At 72.1% G+C, this 17,932-nt stretch carries 16 protein-coding genes; 11 read left to right on the top strand and 5 right to left on the bottom strand.

The window, feature by feature from the left end:
- Nucleotides 1-33: 33 nt before the first annotated feature.
- Nucleotides 34-1,407 (top strand): PQQ-binding-like beta-propeller repeat protein, encoded by a 1,374-nt coding sequence (locus AB0M79_RS00185; protein WP_364206164.1) that lies wholly within the window; start codon nucleotides 34-36, stop codon nucleotides 1,405-1,407.
- A 141-nt stretch (nucleotides 1,408-1,548) separates the two neighbouring features.
- Here the strand turns inward: AB0M79_RS00185 and cydB are convergent, their stop codons facing one another.
- The 4 genes from cydB to AB0M79_RS00165 form a co-directional block, all read right to left on the bottom strand.
- Nucleotides 1,549-2,550 (bottom strand): cytochrome d ubiquinol oxidase subunit II, encoded by a 1,002-nt coding sequence (gene cydB, locus AB0M79_RS00180; RefSeq protein ID WP_364206162.1) that lies wholly within the window; start codon nucleotides 2,548-2,550, stop codon nucleotides 1,549-1,551.
- 14 nt (nucleotides 2,551-2,564) lie between these two features.
- Complete coding sequence (locus tag AB0M79_RS00175) at nucleotides 2,565-3,989, bottom strand: cytochrome ubiquinol oxidase subunit I (RefSeq protein ID WP_364206159.1); 1,425 nt, start codon at nucleotides 3,987-3,989, stop codon at nucleotides 2,565-2,567.
- Between the two features lie 109 nt (nucleotides 3,990-4,098).
- Complete coding sequence (locus AB0M79_RS00170; protein ID WP_364207579.1) at nucleotides 4,099-5,073, bottom strand: pirin family protein; 975 nt, start codon at nucleotides 5,071-5,073, stop codon at nucleotides 4,099-4,101.
- 353 nt (nucleotides 5,074-5,426) lie between these two features.
- Nucleotides 5,427-6,056, bottom strand: coding sequence for an NADPH-dependent F420 reductase (locus AB0M79_RS00165; protein WP_364206156.1), 630 nt, complete (start codon nucleotides 6,054-6,056; stop codon nucleotides 5,427-5,429).
- Nucleotides 6,057-6,189: 133 nt separating this feature from the next.
- On the opposite strand from AB0M79_RS00165, the gene AB0M79_RS00160 reads away from it, so the two are divergent.
- Nucleotides 6,190-7,314 (top strand): acetate kinase, encoded by a 1,125-nt coding sequence (locus tag AB0M79_RS00160; protein WP_364206153.1) that lies wholly within the window; start codon nucleotides 6,190-6,192, stop codon nucleotides 7,312-7,314.
- Here AB0M79_RS00160 and AB0M79_RS00155 read toward each other — a convergent pair.
- On the bottom strand, nucleotides 7,300-8,154 hold the full coding sequence (locus AB0M79_RS00155; RefSeq protein WP_364206150.1) for an amidohydrolase family protein: 855 nt from the start codon (nucleotides 8,152-8,154) through the stop codon (nucleotides 7,300-7,302). The genes AB0M79_RS00160 and AB0M79_RS00155 overlap by 15 nt on opposite strands.
- 111 nt (nucleotides 8,155-8,265) lie before the next feature.
- Here AB0M79_RS00155 and AB0M79_RS00150 point away from each other — a divergent pair, with 111 nt between their 5' ends.
- The 9 genes from AB0M79_RS00150 to AB0M79_RS00110 all read left to right on the top strand — a co-directional run bounded on the left by AB0M79_RS00150 (nucleotide 8,266) and on the right by AB0M79_RS00110 (nucleotide 17,930).
- Nucleotides 8,266-9,528 carry a M20 family metallopeptidase gene (locus AB0M79_RS00150; protein ID WP_364206147.1) on the top strand — a complete coding sequence of 421 codons (1,263 nt, stop codon included), beginning with the start codon at nucleotides 8,266-8,268 and terminating at the stop codon, nucleotides 9,526-9,528.
- Nucleotides 9,525-10,508 (top strand): Gfo/Idh/MocA family oxidoreductase, encoded by a 984-nt coding sequence (locus AB0M79_RS00145; RefSeq protein ID WP_364206144.1) that lies wholly within the window; start codon nucleotides 9,525-9,527, stop codon nucleotides 10,506-10,508. Before AB0M79_RS00150 ends, AB0M79_RS00145 begins: the two co-directional genes overlap by 4 nt.
- 26 nt (nucleotides 10,509-10,534) lie before the next feature.
- Nucleotides 10,535-11,830: an extracellular solute-binding protein gene (locus tag AB0M79_RS00140; protein WP_364206141.1), complete on the top strand. Its 1,296-nt coding sequence runs from the start codon at nucleotides 10,535-10,537 to the stop codon at nucleotides 11,828-11,830.
- Between the two features lie 56 nt (nucleotides 11,831-11,886).
- Nucleotides 11,887-12,846, top strand: a complete 960-nt coding sequence (locus tag AB0M79_RS00135; protein WP_364206138.1) for a sugar ABC transporter permease — start codon at nucleotides 11,887-11,889, stop codon at nucleotides 12,844-12,846.
- Complete coding sequence (locus AB0M79_RS00130; protein WP_364206135.1) at nucleotides 12,843-13,676, top strand: carbohydrate ABC transporter permease; 834 nt, start codon at nucleotides 12,843-12,845, stop codon at nucleotides 13,674-13,676. The genes AB0M79_RS00135 and AB0M79_RS00130 overlap by 4 nt, the downstream gene beginning before the upstream one ends.
- A 4-nt stretch (nucleotides 13,677-13,680) precedes the next feature.
- Nucleotides 13,681-14,091, top strand: a complete 411-nt coding sequence (locus AB0M79_RS00125) for an L-rhamnose mutarotase (RefSeq protein ID WP_364206132.1) — start codon at nucleotides 13,681-13,683, stop codon at nucleotides 14,089-14,091.
- A gap of 325 nt (nucleotides 14,092-14,416) precedes the next feature.
- Nucleotides 14,417-16,015, top strand: a complete 1,599-nt coding sequence (locus AB0M79_RS00120; RefSeq protein ID WP_364206129.1) for an ABC transporter substrate-binding protein — start codon at nucleotides 14,417-14,419, stop codon at nucleotides 16,013-16,015.
- Nucleotides 16,016-16,026: 11 nt separating this feature from the next.
- Entirely contained in the window at nucleotides 16,027-17,037 is a 1,011-nt protein-coding gene (locus AB0M79_RS00115; protein ID WP_357537200.1) for an ABC transporter permease, read from the top strand.
- A complete protein-coding gene (locus tag AB0M79_RS00110) occupies nucleotides 17,037-17,930 on the top strand; it encodes an ABC transporter permease (protein ID WP_357537199.1) in 894 nt (297 codons plus the stop codon). The genes AB0M79_RS00115 and AB0M79_RS00110 overlap by 1 nt, the downstream gene beginning before the upstream one ends.
- Nucleotides 17,931-17,932 lie beyond the last annotated feature (2 nt).

The following is a 17,932-nucleotide window of genomic DNA, read 5'->3' as shown; positions in this document are numbered from 1 at the left end:
AGGCTGCCCACGTCGTCGGCGGAGGGGGAGCGGATGAGCGCCGGACCGGTAGTGATCGACCTCGGGGTACGCACCCACGAACCGCCGGCCGAGCCCGCACCGTCCCGCCCGGCGCTGGCCAGACACCTGCGTACGGCGGTCACCGCGCTCGTCGTCGCGCTCGTGCTCGCGGTCGGTGGGTCGGCACCACCGCCCGGGCCGGCCCTGGTCGAGGTCGCGGCACCACCGACCTCGATCTGGCAACAGGAACTGCTCGTCGGTGACCGGCTCTACGTCGTCCACCCGCCGACGGAGCGGTCGTCGCGGCGCACCGTCACCGCGTACGACCTGACCCGTGGCGCCGATCTCTGGACCAGCCCGATCGGCGTCGAGAACCGGGCCGTCGGCCCCGAGGGGGCGGCGTCACTGTCGGTCGTCGGTGACCGTGTGCTGGTCTACACCGAGGACCGGACGTTCGTACTCGACGCCGTAAGCGGCCGCGTCAGGGCCTCGGTGCCGCACGAGGTCGAGGGCGGCGCCGCTGGCGTCGGGTTGAGCCGGGACGGGGCGTGGGTGCTCGGCGCCGGCGAGTCCGCCGAGGTCGTCGCGGTCGATCCGGCCACCGGCGAGATCGTGCAGTCGTTCGTCGTACCGCCGGGCGTCAGCACCTGGGTGACCGTGACGGGCGGAGCGGTGACGGGGTCGATCTCCGACCTGGACACCGGTGGCGTGCTGTGGAGCACCGGGCCGGTGGCGGCCGCCGAGTTGCTGCCGGGGGAGTCGCCGTCGGTGGCGGTGCTGACCGCCGACGGCGCCCTCGAGGTACGCGACGCGCGGACCGGCGCGGTACGGCGCTCCCGCGCCGGTGTCGTGGACGGGGCGGCTGGCCGGCTGCGTCCCGCCGGCGACCTGGTGCTGGTGCAGGACGACTGGGCGACCGTGACGGCGTACGCCGCCGGGACGCTGGAGCCCGTCTGGGACGCGGTGCTGCCCGGTCGTGGGGCGGTCTACGGCTGCGGAGCCGTGGTCTGCGCCGCCGTCGACGGCCGGACGCTGCTGTACGACACCGGCAGCGGCCGCCCGCTCGGCGAGGTCGTCGCCAACCACCTCGACAGCCGGGGCGGGCACCTGCTCCGGCTCGGACCACGCGAGGGGGAACTCGAGCACACGGTCGATCCGTACTCCGGTCGGCCGCTGGTCGACCTGTCGGACTGGCCGGAGCCGGTCATTCCCGCCGACGGGTCGCCGCTCGTCCTGACCCGGCCCGACCGTCTGCCGGACCGGGCCTGGTTCGCTGTCCTCGAACCGGGGGCGACGCGGATCCGGATGCTGGGGACGGTGCCGCATCCGGTGACCGGCTGCCAGTCGTCGGCCACCCACGTCATCTGCCGCACCGAAGGCGGGGTCCGCGCCTGGCAGTACCGCTGACGCGGTCCCGTTCCTTGATCGACGGGCGGCTCGGCCTCGCCAAGATCCGCGTGATCAGGGGGTTTCGCGGGCGACTCGCCGACGCCACGCCCGACGTACTCCCTGATCACGCGGATCTTGAGGGACACGCAGAGGTTGGGATCAGTGGGTGGTGGGGATGTGGGTGGTGTCCAGACGCTTGCGGAAGACCCAGTAGGTCCAGCCCTGGTAGAGGAGCACGATCGGGGTGAAGACCGCCGCCACCCAGGTCATGATGGTCAGGGTGTACGGCGTCGACGACGCGTTCGCCGTGGTCAGCGTCCCGGCCGGGTCCAGTGCGGACGGCATCACCTCCGGGAACAGGGCGGTGAACAGGGTCGCCACGGTCAGCGCGATCGCGGTCGCCGTACCGGCGAAGGCCCAGCCCTCCCGGCGTACCCGGTTGGCGGCCAGGCCGGCGACCAGGGCGACGGCGGCGAGCACCGCGAGCACGACGGCGGCCGGGTTGGCCCGCAGCACCAGCGACCAGACCAGGAACGTGCCGGCGAGCAGCACCGCCACCAGGCCGGCCCGGCCGGCCAGCCGGTTCGCCCGCTCGCGGATGTCGCCGGCGGTCTTCAGCGCCAGGAACAGCGCACCGTGCGTGACGAAGACCGCGAGGAACGTCGCCCCGCCGAGCAGCCCGTACGGGTTGAGCAGGGTGAGCAGCCCGCCGGCGTACTCGTGGTCGGCGGTCAGCGGCACGCCCCGGAAGATGTTCGCGAACGCGACGCCCCACAGCACCGCCGGCACGACCGAGCCGATCGTGATCGCCCAGTCCCAGCGGTCCTTCCAGCCGGCGTGGTCGCGACCGTGCCGGTATTCGAACGCGACCCCGCGCACGATCAGCGCGAGCAGGATCAGCAGCAGCGGCAGGTAGAAGCCGGAGAACAGGGTCGCGTACCACTCCGGGAACGCGGCGAACATGGCGCCGCCGGCGGTGATCAGCCACACCTCGTTGCCGTCCCAGACCGGGCCGATCGTGTTGATCAGGACGCGGCGCTCCCGGTCGTCGCGGCCGAGCACGCGCAGCAGCACGCCGACCCCGAAGTCGAAGCCCTCCAGGACGAAGTAGCCGGTGAACAGGACGGCGATCAGCAGGAACCAGAAGGTGGACAGTTCCACGGGATGCTCCGGGGTCAGTAGGCGAAGGCGAGCGGGCGGTCCTCGTCGGCGTCACGGTCGCCGTCGCGGTCGTCGTCGGGCGGCGGCGCGACCGCCGGCAGCCCGCGCCTGGCGTACGTCAGCAGCAGCCGGACCTCGACGACGGCGAGGATCGCGTAGATCAGGGTGAACGCGGTGAACGAGGTCAGCACCTCGGTCAGCGACACGCTGCGGGACACCCCGTCCCGGGTCAGCATCTCGCCGAACACGATCCACGGCTGGCGGCCCATCTCGGTGAAGATCCAGCCGAAGGCGTTGGCGGCCAGCGGCAGCAGCGGCAGGACCAGGCCGGCCCGCAGCAGCCACTTCGACGACGGGGTACGCCCGCGCCGCTGCGCCCAGAGCACCAGCAGCGCGACCAGTGCCGCCGCGAGCCCGAAGCCGATCATGAGGCGGAAGCTCCAGTACGCGACCGGGATCATCGGCGCGTAGTCGCCGGGCCCGTACTGCGCGGCGTACTGCGCCTGGAGGTCGTTGATGCCGTGGACCTCGCCGTCGACGTCGCCGGTGGACAGCCAGGAGAGCAGGTACGGGATCTTCAGCGCGAACACCTCGCGCCCGCCGTCCAGGCTGCCGACGGTGAGCACCGAGAAGGCGGCCGGCGACTCGGTGTCGTAGAGACCTTCGGCGGCGGCCATCTTCATCGGCTGCACCTGCGTCATGATCTTGCTCTGGATGTCGCCGGTGACCAGTACGGCCGCGGTGGCGACCAGCGTGACGACCGCGCCGAACCTCGTCGCGAACCGGTGCGCCGGCGTCTCGTCGGTCACCCCCCGGCGCATCACGTGCCACAGCGACACGCTGACGATCAGCGACCCGGCGACCAGGAACGCCCCGGCGATCGTGTGCGGGAAGGTGATCAGCGCGACCTTGTTGGTCAGCACCGCCACGAAGTCGGTGAGTTCGGCCCGCCCGCTCTCCGGGTCGATCCGGTAGCCGACCGGGTTCTGCATGAACGAGTTCGCGGCCAGGATGAAGTACGCGCTCAGCACACTCCCGATCGCCGCCGCCCAGATCGTGGCCAGGTGTACGCGTTTCGGCAGCCGGTCCCAGCCGAAGATCCACAGGCCGAGGAAGGTGGATTCGAGGAAGAACGCGAGTAGTGCCTCGATCGCGAGGGGGGCGCCGAAGATGTCGCCGACGAAGCGGGAGTAGTCGCTCCAGTTCATCCCGAACTGGAACTCCTGCACGATGCCGGTGACGATCCCCATCGCGAAGTTGATCAGGAAGAGCTTGCCGTAGAACTTGGTGAGCTTGAGGTAGCGCTCGTTGCCGGTGCGCAGCCACATCGTCTGGAGCACCGCGACCAGCGGACCGAGTCCGATGGTCAGCGGCACGAACAGGAAGTGGTAGACCGTGGTGACCCCGAACTGCCAGCGGGCCACGTCCAACGCGTCCATGCCTTCGAAACCCCTCGTCGCGCGACCGGCCACCTGCCGGCGATCCTCAGCGATCGTCCGCGCGGCGGGCGGTCACCCGGCAGGGCCGAAGGTCACCCACCCAGGGGACTCAGGCCCCCGGTGTGCGCCCGTGCCGGTCACGGGCCTTGAGCCGGGTGGTCGGCATCTCCGGCGCGGGCAGCGGGTCGCCGGCGTATCCGTGGACGGTGCCGAAGCGCCGCCCGGCGGCCCAGTCGTCGCGGGCCGCCACGATCTCCTCGTGCGAGCGGCCGACGAAGTTCCACCACATGACCAGCGGCTCGTCGAACGGCTCGCCGCCGAGCAGGAACAACCGCGTCGGGCCGTCGGCGCCCGGCGCGTCGGCGGTCACGGTCAGGTCGCGGCGACCCCGGCCCAGGTGAAGCAGGTCACCGGGCGTCAACTCGGCGCCGGCGACGCGCGCGGTGCCGGACATCACCACGGCCGCGTACTCGAAATCCGGCTCCAACGGCAGGCCGACCCGGCCGCCTGACCCGGCGTCGAAGGTGATCTGCGCGCCGACCAGCGGCGTGTATGTCACCGCGGGCGACGACACCCCGGCCAGCGTCCCCACCACCACCGACATCTCCACGCCGTCCTCCCGCCACCCCGGTACCGACGGGTGGTGGGCGAAGTCGGCCGCGCCGTGCCGGGCGCTGTCCGGCAGCGCCACCCACAGTTGCAGGCCGTGCATCGACGGCGGATGGGCGGCCGGCGACTCCTCGGAGTGCGCGATGCCGTGACCGGCCGTCATCAGGTTCAGTTGCCCCGGCAGGATCGTCTGGAGGCTGCCGAGGCTGTCCCGGTGCAGGATCTCGCCCTCGACGAGCCAGCTCACCGTCTGTAGCCCGGTGTGCGGATGCGGTGGCACCTGCATCCCCGGCCGGCCGGCGACGTCGTCCGGCCCGAAGTGGTCGACGAAGCACCAGGCGCCGATCATCCTCCGCTGCCGCTGCGGGAGCAGCCGGCGCACCGTCGTGTAGCGGCCCAGCGGCACGTCGTGCCCGGGCAGCAGCACGCTGGTCGGCTCGGCGGTGTCCGCCGGGCCGGTGGGTTGTGCGGCCACCGTCGTGGCCCCGGTGAGGACGGTGCGTTCCGGCTCGCGTGGTTCGGTCACGACCCCGACTGTACGACCGCACCCCGCCCGTCCGTGTCGCTGGCCCGCCCGTCCGTGTCGCACCACCGCGACCGTCACCCGTCGCGCCGGCAGCCCGCCGGCGGGCCAGTAACTGTTCGGCCCCACGGCGAATTCACTGTTCTTACGCCGAATTCGCGGTATCCCTCGACAGCGGTACCCGCCCGGAGGGGAGCGCCGGCGTCGTCCTAGATCGCCGTGATCAGGGAGTTCGCACCTCGCCACGCCGGCGACACGCCCGTCGAGATCCCTGATCACGCGGATCTTGGGGCGGGGCGGGCGGGTCAGAGGGCGGAGAGGGTGGCCTGGAGTTGGTCCGTCGTCTGGTCGGCGAGGAAGGCCGGGGAGCCGGGTTGCTGCTTGCGGCCACCGGTGGCCAGGTCGCCGGAGTCGACCGGCGCGAAGCCGATCTCCTCGATCAGCTGCTGTACGCAGCGTTTGGCCTGGACGTCGTCGCCGGCCAACGGGATCCCGTAGCGCATCTGCGCCCCGGCCTCGTGGTGGTAGTCGCGCAGGTGGTCCCAGCGCATCGTGTTGAACGCCTTGACCACGTGCGCGTCCCGTAGGTGTGCCTGCACCATCTCGCTGGAGGTGATGCGGTCCTCGTCCAGTTCCGCGATGTGGCCGTCGCGGTCCGGCATGTAGTTCGTGGTGTCGATGACCGTCTTGCCGGCCAGTCCGCCGGTCGGCAGGTCGGCGTACGCGCGGAACGGCACCGAGACGACGACGACCTCGCCGATCCGGGCCGCCTCGGCCGGGCTGACCGCCTCGCCGCACCCCCGCAGGTCGGCGAGGAGCGGGTCGAGTTCGGCCGGGTCGCCGGAGTGGGCGACCGCGACGTGGTGTTCGGCCGACGCGAAATGCCGGGCCAGGGTGCCGCCGATGTGGCCGGTGCCGATGACGCTGATCTGCACGATCCGCTCCCTCCGTCCGCGGAACGGTCGACTTCCCGTGCCACCCCGCACCAAACCCGGCCGCTCGCCGGCCGTCCGCCCCGGGCAGCGGACGGCCGGGCATGGGCCGGGGCCGACCGGGTACGCGCGGTCAATGACCGTCGTGCTCACCGTGAACGCCGGATCGTCCAGCCTGCACCTGGCATACGTCGACGTCACCGCTGGCGACGGCGGAACAGGCGGCCCCGGCGGCGACGGTGTCGGCGCCCGGCTGGACCGGTCCACCCCGCCGGCCGACGCCGAGGCGGCGGTGCGGGACTTCGTCGCCGGCCGGCCCGCCCCGGACATGGTCGCGCACCGGCTCGTGCACGGCGGGGAACTCGTCTTCCGGCCCACCGTCGTCGACGACGGGCTGCGCCGTGCACTGGACGACGTGGCCGCGCTCGCGCCGCTGCACCTGCCGCCGGCGCTGGCCCTGCTCGACCAGTTGCGGCGGCTACTGCCGGACGTGCCGCACCTGGTCTGCCCGGACTCGGCGTTCCACGCCGGGCTGCCGGAGCCGGCGCGGACGTACCCGGTGCCGGCCCGCTGGCGGGAGCGGTTCGGGTTGCGCCGGTACGGCTTCCACGGCCTGTCGTACGCGTACGCGACCCGGCGGGCCGGCGAACTGCTCGGCCGGCCGGTCGCCGACCTGCACCTGCTCCTGGCGCACCTGGGCGGCGGGGCGTCGGTGTGCGCCGTACGCGGCGGGCGCAGCGTCGACACGTCGATGGGCTTCACCCCGCTCGACGGGGTGCCGATGAGCAAGCGCAGCGGCGCCGTCGACCCCGGCATGCTGTTGTGGCTGCTCGACGGGCGGCTGACGTACGACGAGGTGTTCGACGGCCTTTACCACCGGTCCGGGCTGCTCGGCCTGTCCGGCGGCCGGTCCGGCGACACCCGCGACCTGGTCGCGGCGGCGCCCGGCGACCCGTCCGCCGCGCTGGCGATGGACACCTTCGACCATCGGGTACGCCGCGAGATGGCGGCCGCCGCGACCAGCCTGGACCGGCTGGACGCGGTGGTCTTCACCGGCGAGATCGGCTGGGACCAGCCGGAGGTGCGCCACGACGTCTGTGCCGGCCTGCGCCTGCTCGGCGTGGTGCCGCCGACCGGCGGGAACCGTGACGACGACGGGCCGGTCAGCGTGCCCGGGGCGGCGGTGCCGGTGCTGGTGGTGCGGCCGCGTGAGGAGTTCGAGCTGGCCCGCGAGGCCGCCGGCACGCTAGCGCGGGTGTGAGTCCGGGAGAATCACCCGGTCCAGGGCGCGGACCAGGTTGCCGCCGTACACGGCGTCGCGCTCGGCGGGGGAGAGGCCGGCCAGGGCGGGCAGGTCGAGGGTCTGCGGGAACGACACCGCGTCGAGGCTGGGCGCGAAGTCGGACCCCCAGTAGAGCCGCCCGGGGCCGAACGTGTCGAGCAGTACCCGGACGAACGGTGCCGCCGCGGCGTGTGGCCAGGAGTGCGACGGGTCGCTGACCGCGTACAGGCCGGAGATCTTGACCCCGACGTGCGGGAGGCCGGCCAGCGCGCGCAGCGGGGCGAGGATTTCGGCGGCCCGGTCGACGGACGGCGGTTCGGGATGCGGGCCGGGCAGGCCGAGGTGGCTGAACAGCACGGTGCAGCCGTCGAGCCGGGCCACGGCGTCGGCTAGGCCGGCGGCCGCGGCGGGGGTGGCGTTGAGGCTGACCACCGCCGCGGCGGCGTTGAGCGTGGCGGCGGTCCCGGCGGGCCAGCCGGCGAGGGCGGCCGCCTCGGCGGGGCCTGGCAGGTAGGCCGACAGCCCCACGAAGCCCTGCCCGAGCCGGGCCCGTAGCTCGTCGACAGTGGACGGTCCGGCGGGTGGTACGTAGGCGACCGGCGCGATCCACGGCTGCCGGGCGGCCAGCGCGGCGAGGTGGGCGTTGTTGCCGACGAACCGTGGCCCACCCTCGTAGCCGACCACGAGCGCCCGGTCGATGTCGTGGGCCTCCCGCAGCCGCAGGTACGCGGCGAGTTCGTCGCCCCCGGCGGGGGAGTGTCCGTAACGGCCGGGATAGCCCCCGGCGAAGAGATGGATGTGCGCGTCGCTGGCGGTCATGGCCGGCAACCCTAGCCGAATCCTGAACTGGTTATTGACGCCACACACCCACTCACCTAAGTTCTGTCTTAATTAGGGCCGGATTACCGGCGAGAGCGAGGGGCGCGACACGTGGAGTTGGTTGGCGACGGGATTGACCGGCTTGTCGAGCTGCGCCGGCATCTGCACCAGTACCCCGAGCTGCGGTTTACCGAGCACGGGACGGCCAAGGTGCTGGCCGACCGGATGGCCGGTCTGGGCGAGATCCGGACCGAGGTGGCGCGTACGGGTCTCGTCGTGCACCTTCCGGGCATCGCTCCGGGGCCGGCAGTCTTGCTTCGGGCCGATATGGATGCCTATCCCGTCCAGGACGCCAAGGACGTCCCGTACGCCTCGGTCCACCCCGGCGTCTGCCACGCCTGCGGACACGACGTGCACATGACCGTGGCGGTCGGCGTCGCCCGCCGCTTCGCCGCCGACCCGCCGCCGCGCGGCTCGCTGACCGTGCTGTTCCAGCCGGCCGAGGAGATCCCGTTCGGCGAGGAGTCCGGCGCCGCCCTGGTGCTGGCGGAGGAGCCGTTCGGCCGCCCCCGGTTCGACGCCGTACTCGGACTGCACTGCTGGCCGGAGCTGCCGGCCGGCACGGTCGGCGTCGACCGCGAGACGGCGATGGCCGCCAAGGACGCCTTCCGGGTGCTGCTGCGCGGCCGGCCGGCGCACGCCGCCACCCCGGCCCGCGGACGCGACGCCATCCTCGGCCTGACCACCCTGGTCAGCAGCCTGCACGCCGCCGTCGCCCGGTCCCGCGACCCGCACGACCTGGTCGCCTTCAACGTCGGCACGATCGCCGGCGGCCGGACCCAGAGCCTGGTCGCCGACCGGGCCGAGGCGACCGGGACGCTGCGCACCCACGACCCGGCCGTCCGGGCCCGCCTCAAGGAGGTCGTCGAGCGGGTGGCCCGCCAGCAGGCCGCCGCCTTCGACCTCGGCATCGAGTTCACCTGGGCCAACGAGATGCCGGCGATCCGCAACACCCCCGAACTGGTGGCCCTCGCGCACCGCGAGCTGCCCGGCCACGTCGAGGTCGCCGACCTCGCCGAACCGCCACTGACCACCGACGACTTCGCGCTGCTCGGCGCGCTCGGCCCGAGCCTCTACGTCAAGCTCGGGGTGCGCGGCGCGGCCGGCGGCGCCCCGCTGCACTCCGCCGAGTTCGACGTCGACGAACGGTGCCTCCACACCGGGGTCACCGCCCTGGACCGGCTCACCCGCGCCGTGCTCGCCGGCGCCCTGAGCGCCGCCGACCCGCAGGCCGGCCCGCCGGCAGAGGACGGCCGGGGCGGCGGTGCCGCCGACGCCGGTGCCACCGGCCCGGTCCCGGCGGTGGGCGCGTGAACCCGGTCGCGGTCGTCGGCGCCGGCGCCTTCGGCGCCCGGCACGTGGCGGCGTACCGCTCGCTGGACGTGCCGGTCGCCGCCCTGGTCGATCCGGACCGCGCTGCCCGGGAACGGCTCGCCGCCGAGTACGGCGTACCGCACACCCACGCCACCGTCGACGAGCTGCTCGCCGCCGGTCCGGTCGCCGCCGCCTCGGTCTGCACCCCCGGCCCGACCCACCGGGCCGTGGCGACCGCGCTGCTGACCGCCGGCGTACCGGTGCTGGTCGAGAAGCCGCTGGCCACCACCGTCGCCGACGCCGAGGCGATCGTCGCCGTCGCCGGGTCGACCGGCGTCCTCTGCCAGCCCGGCCACATCCTGCGCTTCAGCGCCCCGCACCGGGCACTGCACGACGCCGTACGCGCCGGGCGGCTCGGCGACGTCCTCGCGGTCTCGTCGCGCCGCGACCGGCCCCGCACCCTGAGCCGGCTCTTCCCGGGCGACCACCCCGCCCTGCTCACCGCCGTCCACGACGTCGACCTCGCGCTCTGGTACGCCGGCGCGCCCGTGGTCGAGGTGCGGGCCACCGCCCGTACCCGTACCGGGGCCGAAGCACCGGTCCTGGTCTTCGCGGAACTGCGGCACGCCAACGGCGTCGTGTCGTCGATCCGCAACAGCTACCTGCTCCCCGAAGACGCTCCCAACCACACCTCGGACCTGGTCGAGGTGTACGGCACCGGCGGGGTCGGTCACGTCGACCTCGCCCAACCCACCCTGCTCGTCCAGGCCGAGCAGGCGCAGGCGCCCGACTGGCTGCTCTCCCCGTCCGGAGGCGGTGGGGCGCTCGCTGCCGAACTGCGGCACTTCCTGGCCCGGGTCACCGGCGCGCACCCGACGGCGGTGGTTCCGCTGGCCGACGGGCTGCACGTGGTGCGGGTGGCCGCCGCCATGGTCGACAGCGCCACCGCCGGCGGCGAGACCCGCCGGATCACTTCCTGAACCACCCTCGACAGGAGCTTCAACCGATGTTGCGACGCAAGATAGCGGGCGCGCTCGCCGCCGGTCTGGCAGCCGCCACGCTGCTGACCGCGTGCGGTGGCGACGACGCCGCCGACGGTCCGGTCACCCTCAAGGTGCTGACCTGGGAGCCGGGCGGCACCGAGTACTGGGCACAGGTCAAGACCGCGTTCGAGGCCGGCCACCCGGACATCAGGCTGGACATGGAGGCGGTGCCGTTCGACCGCTACCCCGAGGTGCAGGGTCCGTACATCACCTCGCAGTCCGGCCCGGACGTGATGGCCAACAACGCCGGCCTCGAACTGTTCGACCGGCGCGGGGCGTACGAGCCGCTCGGCGAGCGGGCCGCCGAGATCAACAAGGACCTCGTCACCTACAGCGGCGCCTGCGAGGGCTTCGACACCAGCAAGCCCTGCTACGGGGTGCCGTTCTCCTACCAGGGCAACGTCCTCTACTACAACAAGTCGGTGCTGACCGCCGCCGGCCTCGACCCGGAGAACCCGCCGGCGACGTGGGCCGACTTCGCCGCCGCCTGCGACGCGGTCAAGAAGTCCGGCAAGACCTGCCTCGCCCTCGGCCTGTCCGGCACGTTCCCGGCGTACTGGGACTTCCCGGAGATCGCCCGCAACTACCTGACCGAGGACGACATCCGCGGCCTGCTCGCCGGCACGCTGTCGTGGACCGACCCGAAGCTGGTCTCCAGCCTGGAGAAGCTCGCCGAGATCACCACCAGCGGCTGGACGAACAGCAACGCCCCGTCGATCACGATGCTGCCCGACGGCGCCGACATCTTCCAGCGCGGCGACGCCGCCTTCGCCGGCACGATCATCTCCGACGCCGTCAACTGGGAGGCGTTCGGCAAGGCCCTCGGCGACGACAATCTCGGCGTCACCCGCTGGCCGGTGATCAACCCCGACGCGCCGCTGGCGCAGAAGTTCTCCGGCATCGAGGGCGCCGTCTACGGCGTCACCAAGTGGAGCGAGAAGAAGCAGGCCGGCCTGGAGTTCATCAGCTGGCTCGCCGGCAAGGAGAACGGCGAGTTGTGGGTCCGCTACGGCAAGGGCCAGCCGCTGAACAGCACCGTCGACAAGGCACTGCTGCCGACCTCCCCTTCCTTCCTGAAGATCCAGGAGTTCGTCGCCCAGCCCACGCTGCACGCCGGCGTGATGCTCTCCGGCCCGGAGACCGACGCGCTGGCCCGCGGCTGGCAGCAGGTCACGCTCGGCCAGTTGACCGTCGACAAGTGGGCCGAGCAGATGCAGCAGGCCCTCGAACGCAGCCCGACCAAGCGGCAGGGCAGGTGATCCCGCCGGGCGGGGCGGTCCCGCCGCCCCGCCCGGCGCCGATCGGAGGGAAGAAGATGTCGATCTCCACCGCACCGGTGGCGAAGACCGACCCGACCACCGCGACGCCCGGCCCGTCCGCCCGGGCCGCGATCCGGACCGCCCGGGTACGCCAGTGGTGGCTCGCCGCCGCCCTGGTCTTCCCGGCGGTGGCGCTCGCCGTCACGTTCAAGTTCGTGCCGCTCGGCCGGGGCGTGGCGACCAGCCTGGAGTCGTCCAGCGGATTCGACGGCACCTCGTTCGCCGGTGCCGACAACTACACCCGGATGCTCGACGATCCGATGGTCCTCACCAGCTTCCGCAACGCGCTGATGGTGGTGGCGACCCTGCCGGTGTGGGTGGTGCTGCCGCTGGTGCTGGCCCTGCTGATCCACCAGCGCACCCCGGGCTGGAAGCTGTTCCGGGCGGTCTACTTCATCCCGTACACGATCGCGCCGATCGTCGTCGGCATCATGTTCCGGCAGATCCTGGCCCCGGACGGCCCGCTCAACGCCGGGCTGCGCGCGGTCGGGCTCGACCCGCTGGCGACCGAGTGGCTCAACGGCCGCTACAGCGCGCTGTTCTCGCTGGTGGCGGTCGCCCTGTGGAGCTTCTTCGGGCTCGGCGTGATGACGTACCTGGCCGGGCTGGCCACCATCCCCGGCGAGGTGCTGGAGGCCGCGTACCTCGACGGGGCCGGCTTCTGGCGGCGGCTGGTCTCGGTGGTCGTGCCGATGCTGCGCCCGACCGTGGCGTACTGGACCGTGCTGTGCGCGTCCGGCGTGCTGATCTGGCTGTTCCCGCTGATCTACGCGCTGACCCAGGGCGGGCCCGGCGACGCCACCATGCTGCCGGAGTACCTGGTCTTCCTGACCACGTTCCAGTTCCTCGACCGTGGCTACGGCTCGGCGATCGGCGTGGCGCTGTTCGTCTTCGTCGCCCTGATCTCGGTGTTCAGCGTGCGGCACATGTTCAAGGAAGGGACGCGCAAAGCATGACCAGGCGTTCGGCCGTACGGGCGGGGCGCTACCTGCTCACCTTCGTGCTCGTCGTGGTGGCGGTGGCGGCGATCTATCCGCTGCTGTTCACCATCGTCAGCTCGCTGAAGACCCAGGGCGGGTTCGCGCAGGACCCGCTCGGCCTGCCGACGTCGGTCACGTTCGGCAACTACGTCGAGGCGTTCAACCGGATGAACATGCCCCGGCTGCTGCTCAACTCGCTGATCGCGACGCTGGGCGGGCTGGTGCTGTCGGTGCTCGCCGCCCTGCTGGCCGCGTACGCGGTCACCAAGCTGCGGTTCCGGGGCGGCAAGCTGGTCTTCCTGCTGATCATCGTCACGCTGACCATCCCGAGCCAGGCGATCATCTACCCGCTCTACCAGACCGTGCTCGACCTCGGGATGTCCGGCCAGTACCAGGGGCTGATCCTGGCGTTCGCCGCGTTCGGCCTGCCGCTGGGGACGTATCAACTCGCCGGCTACTTCCAGCAGGTGCCCGACGAGCTGATCGAGGCGGCCCGGGTCGACGGGGCCGGCCACTTCACGATCCTGTTCCGGCTGCTGACGCCGATCGCGGCACCGGCCCTGTCGGCGCTCGGCATCTTCAACTTCGTCTGGATGTGGAACGACCTGCTGCTGCCCCTGGTGATCATGGGCGGGTCGGACCGGAAGACCCTGATGGTCGGGGTCTCGCTGCTCACCGGCCAGTACGACGTGTCGGTGCCGCTGGTCAGCGCCGGCCTCATCGTCGCGCTGCTGCCGGTGCTGATCATCTACCTGGTGTTCCAGCGGCAGCTCGTCTCCGGGGCGCTCGCCGGCTCCGGCAAGTGAACCCGTGACCAGCGAGCCTACGCGGCCGGCCCCGGAGTCCGGGGCCGGCCGGGCGCGTCCCGGCGTCGGACGATCGGACCCGGCCCCGGGCGCGCAGTTCTGCTACCTCTACCGGCTGCGCGACGGCGCCGGCCCCGAGTACGACCGCCGGCACGCCGAAGTCTGGCCGGAGCTGTCCCGGCTGCTCGACGAGGCCGGCATGTACGACTACTCCATCTTCCGCCGCGACACCCTGGTGATCTGCGTGCTGCGTACCCGGGACGGGTTCGACCGGGCGCGTACCCTCACCGCAGGCTCCGCCGTGCAGGCGCGCTGGACCGCGTCGCTGGCCGGCCTGTTCGCCGAGATCGCCGACGCCGAGGGGGAGCCGCTGTGGGCGCCCCGGGTGTTCCGGCACGCCGGCCACCCGGCCTGACCGGCCGCCCGCCCGTCGGCCCGACCGCGACCCGCCGCCCGGGCGTGGTCGCCTCGCTGTGAACAGCCTCTTGTATCTCGCGTGTGAAATCTGGTGAACAACCTGCGCATCTGACCATCCCCTGTTTAGCTCTGTTCCTGGCCAGGGGGACGATTCTCGGGGTGAACAGTGGTTTCACCCTTGTTCACATTCTTGCAGCCTGATAGAACACCAGCAGGTGGGCGCGTCGTCCGCGGTCCGCCTCGTCGTGGTTCTTGGAGGACTTCCCATGGCCGGATCAGCGCGTCCGTTCGGACCCGGATCGCCCGCACTCTCCCGTCGGTCGGTGCTGCAGCTCGGGGGTAGCGTCGCCCTCCTGCTGACCACCGGCGCCTGCGCCGCAGGCTCCCAGTCCGGCTCGTCCGGCCGGTCCGCCGACCCGGCCGCGTCCACCCTGCGGATCGCGGTCTCCAGCTACCTCAGCAGCTGGGACCAGGACTTCGTCGGGTTCGACCCGACCGCGCTCATGCTCTACAAGAACGTCTACCCCTACCTGGTCGACTACGGCGTGACCGAGGTCAGCGGCTCGAAGATCCTCGACACCACCAACGTGATGCCGACCTTCGCCGAGTCGTTCGAGCCCAGCGCCGACCAGAAGACCTGGACCCTGAAGCTGCGCAAGGGCGTCAAGTTCGCCAGCGGCAACGAGATGACCGCCGCCGACGTCAAGTGGTCCAAGGACCGGGCGTTCGCCGCCAAGGCCAACGTCGCCGGCGTCTACCGGACCATCGGTCTCACCGAGCCCGACCAGGTCCGGGTCGTCGACGACCACACCGTCGAGTTCGCCCAGGCGTTCCCGAGCGCGCTCACCCCGCAGATCCAGGCGATCTCGCTGTACGTCTTCGACTCGGTCGAGGCCAAGAAGCACGCCACCGACGCCGACCCGTGGGCCCAGGAGTGGTTCGCCAAGAACGCCCCGACCGGCGGCTACTTCAACGTCACCAAGGCCACCCAGGGCCAGGAGATCGTGCTGGAGGCCAACAAGGGCTACCCGGGCCCGGACCCGGCGCAGACCGGCACCATCCGGATCTCGGTCGTCCCGGCCGCCGCCAACCAGCGGCTGCAGCTCCAGAACGGTGACATCGACATCGCGCTCGGCATCAGCCGCCGCGACATCGCCGACCTGAAGAACGCCGACGGCATCAAGGTCCTCTCCGCGCCCAGCAACGAGCAGGTCGCGATCCAGATGTCGGTCACCACCGCGCCGTTCAACGACGTCAACGTCCGCAAGGCGCTGGCCCAGGCGGTGCCGTACGAGCAGATCATCGCCAACGTCTACGGCGGCGACGCCCGGCCGACCAGCAGCCTGGTGCCGCTGGACATGCCCGGCTACGACCCGAGCGGCTACCCCTACAAGTACGACATCGAGGCGGCCAAGGCCGCGCTGGCCGCCGCCGGCCAGACCTCGATCAGCTCGGAGCTGGTCTTCCAGACCGACAACGACACCCAGCAGCAGCTCGCCGTACTGGTGCAGTCCGAGGCACGCAAGGCCGGCATCGAACTGAAGCTCACCCCGCTCGACCCGGCCACGCTCGCCGAGCGGCGGCAGCAGAAGAACATCCCGCTGCAGATCACCTCGGGCCAGCTCTGGGTCAACGACGTCGAGTACATGCTGGCCACCAGCTTCGTCTCCGGCGCCAACCTCAACTACTCCAACTACACCAACCCGGAGATCGAGCAGATCTACGAGCAGTCGCACACCACCGTCGACGAGAACGGCCGCCGGGCGCTGTGGACCCGGGTCCAGCAGATCCTCGCCGCCGACGTGCCGTGGGTGATCGTCTGCCAGCCCAACTTCAACCTGCCGGTACGCGAGGAGGTGGCCGGCTGGGTCCAGCCGATGGACGGCCTCGCCCGCCTGCGCTACCTCAGCACCTCGGCCTGATCCCGGTACCCATGCGGATCCTTCGTTTCGTCGGCAGGCGGCTGCTCCAGCTCATCCCGGTGCTGCTCGGGGTGGTCGTCCTGACCTTCCTCCTGGTGCGGGTGCTGCCCGGCGACCCGATCCGGACCATCCTCGGCCCGAACGCCACCGAGGAGGACGCCGCGGCGGCCCGGGAACGGTTCGGGCTCGACCAGCCGATGTGGAAGCAGTTCCTGGACTACCTCGGCGGGCTGGTGACCGGTGACTTCGGCACCTCGATCCAGAGCGGCGGGTCGGTCACCGCCGAGGTCGCGGTGCGGATCGGGCCGACGCTCGAACTCGTCGTCTTCTCGGTGTCGCTGGCGCTGGTCGTCGCCGTCGTACTCGGGATCTGGTCGGCCCGCCGCGCCGACCGGGTCGGCGACCACAGCATCCGGATCTTCGCCCTGATCGGCAACTCGATGCCGGAGTTCTGGCTCGGCCTGGTGCTGATCCTGGTCGGCTACAGCGTGCTCGGCTGGTTCCCGGCCCCCAGCGGCCGGGTCGACCCGGACACCAACCTGACCCCGATCACCGGAGCCGACCTGGTCGACGCGGTGCTGACGGCGAACTGGCCGGCGTTCGGCTCGGCCGCGGCGCACCTGGCCCTGCCGGTCGCCACGCTGGCCATCGTCATCGTCGCGCCGCTGCTGCGCAGCGTACGGGCGTCGGCGCTGGAGGTGCTGCACTCCGAGGCGTACGTCGCCGCCGGCGCCCACGGGCTGCGTCCCCGAACGCTGCTGCGCGGCTACCTGACCCGGGCGACGATGGTCCGGGTGCCGTCGCTGGCCGCCCTGGTCTTCGGCACCGCGATCGGCTCGACCGTGCTCGTCGAATACGTCTACTCCTGGCAGGGCTTCGGCCAGTGGGCGCTGCGCGGCCTGCTCTACCGCGACTACCCGGTCGTCCAGGCGTCCGTGGTGATCATCGCCCTGGCCTACGTGCTGGTGTTCCTCATCGCCGACGTGGTGCACGCGATCCTCGACCCGAGAGTGAAGATCTGATGGTTGATCTGCGCGCCGCCGGCGGTCCCGGCGAATCCGCGGACACCGCGGCCCCGGTCAAGGGCCGCGGGGTCCGGGGCGGCCGGTTCGCCAACGTGCTGATCGTGGTCGGCGCGACCATCCTGACCGTGGTCACGCTCGCCGCGATCTTCGCCCCGCTGCTCGCCAACTGGGGCCCGGAGGAGATCGATCCGGCCGCCAACCTCGCCGCGCCGGGCGGCAGCCACCTGCTCGGCACCGACAGCAACGGCATGGACATCTGGAGCCGGCTGCTCTACGCCGGCCGCCTCGACCTCGGCATCGCGGTGGCGGCCGTCGCCCTCGCGGTCGTGGTCGGCACGATCGTCGGCCTGGTCGCCGGCTATCTCGGCGGCTGGGTCGACGACGTGCTGATGCGGCTGGTCGACATCTTCCAGGCGTTCCCGACCTTCATCCTGGCCCTGGCCGTGGCCGCCCTGCTCGGCAACGGCACGGTCAACCTGATCATCACCATCGCCCTGGTGAACGCGCCCGCGTACGCCCGCCTGGTCCGCGCCGAGGCCCGCTCCGTACGCGAGCTGCCGTTCATCGACGCCTCGGTGACCTCCGGCTCGTCGACGTTCGGCGTGCTGTGGCGGCACGTCCTGCCCAACAGCCTCACCCCGGTACGCGTCATCGCACCGTTGAACTGCGGCTGGGCCATGCTGACCCTGGCCGGCCTGTCCTTCCTCGGCCTCGGCGTCAGCATCCCCACCGCCGAGTGGGGCGCCATGATCAGCCTCGGCAACCCCGACGTCGTCGCCGGACGCTGGTGGACCTCGGTGCCGCCCGGACTCTTCCTGCTCATCTGCGTGCTCGGCTTCAGCCTCCTCGGCGAGGGGCTGCAGGAACGCGCCGACGCGAAGCGGAGATAGCC

The sequence above is a fragment of the Polymorphospora sp. NPDC051019 genome (assembly GCF_040683055.1).
Taxonomy (GTDB): Bacteria; Actinomycetota; Actinomycetes; order Mycobacteriales; family Micromonosporaceae; genus Polymorphospora; species Polymorphospora lycopeni.
The sequence above is the reverse complement of the archived record's forward strand: the minus strand, read 5'-3'. Positions and strand labels throughout refer to the sequence as shown.

What these genes read in the sequence shown, in the direction of transcription:
- AB0M79_RS00185 (WP_364206164.1), top strand. Translation starts at nt 34, where the DNA reads ATGAGCGCCGGACCGGTAGTGATCGACCTCGGGGTACGCACCCACGAA.
- AB0M79_RS00175 (WP_364206159.1), bottom strand. Translation starts at nt 3,989, where the DNA reads ATGGACGCGTTGGACGTGGCCCGCTGGCAGTTCGGGGTCACCACGGTC.
- AB0M79_RS00160 (WP_364206153.1), top strand. Translation starts at nt 6,190, where the DNA reads ATGACCGTCGTGCTCACCGTGAACGCCGGATCGTCCAGCCTGCACCTG.
- AB0M79_RS00155 (WP_364206150.1), bottom strand. Translation starts at nt 8,154, where the DNA reads ATGACCGCCAGCGACGCGCACATCCATCTCTTCGCCGGGGGCTATCCC.
- AB0M79_RS00140 (WP_364206141.1), top strand. Translation starts at nt 10,535, where the DNA reads ATGTTGCGACGCAAGATAGCGGGCGCGCTCGCCGCCGGTCTGGCAGCC.
- AB0M79_RS00135 (WP_364206138.1), top strand. Translation starts at nt 11,887, where the DNA reads ATGTCGATCTCCACCGCACCGGTGGCGAAGACCGACCCGACCACCGCG.
- AB0M79_RS00130 (WP_364206135.1), top strand. Translation starts at nt 12,843, where the DNA reads ATGACCAGGCGTTCGGCCGTACGGGCGGGGCGCTACCTGCTCACCTTC.
- AB0M79_RS00115 (WP_357537200.1), top strand. Translation starts at nt 16,027, where the DNA reads ATGCGGATCCTTCGTTTCGTCGGCAGGCGGCTGCTCCAGCTCATCCCG.
- AB0M79_RS00110 (WP_357537199.1), top strand. Translation starts at nt 17,037, where the DNA reads ATGGTTGATCTGCGCGCCGCCGGCGGTCCCGGCGAATCCGCGGACACC.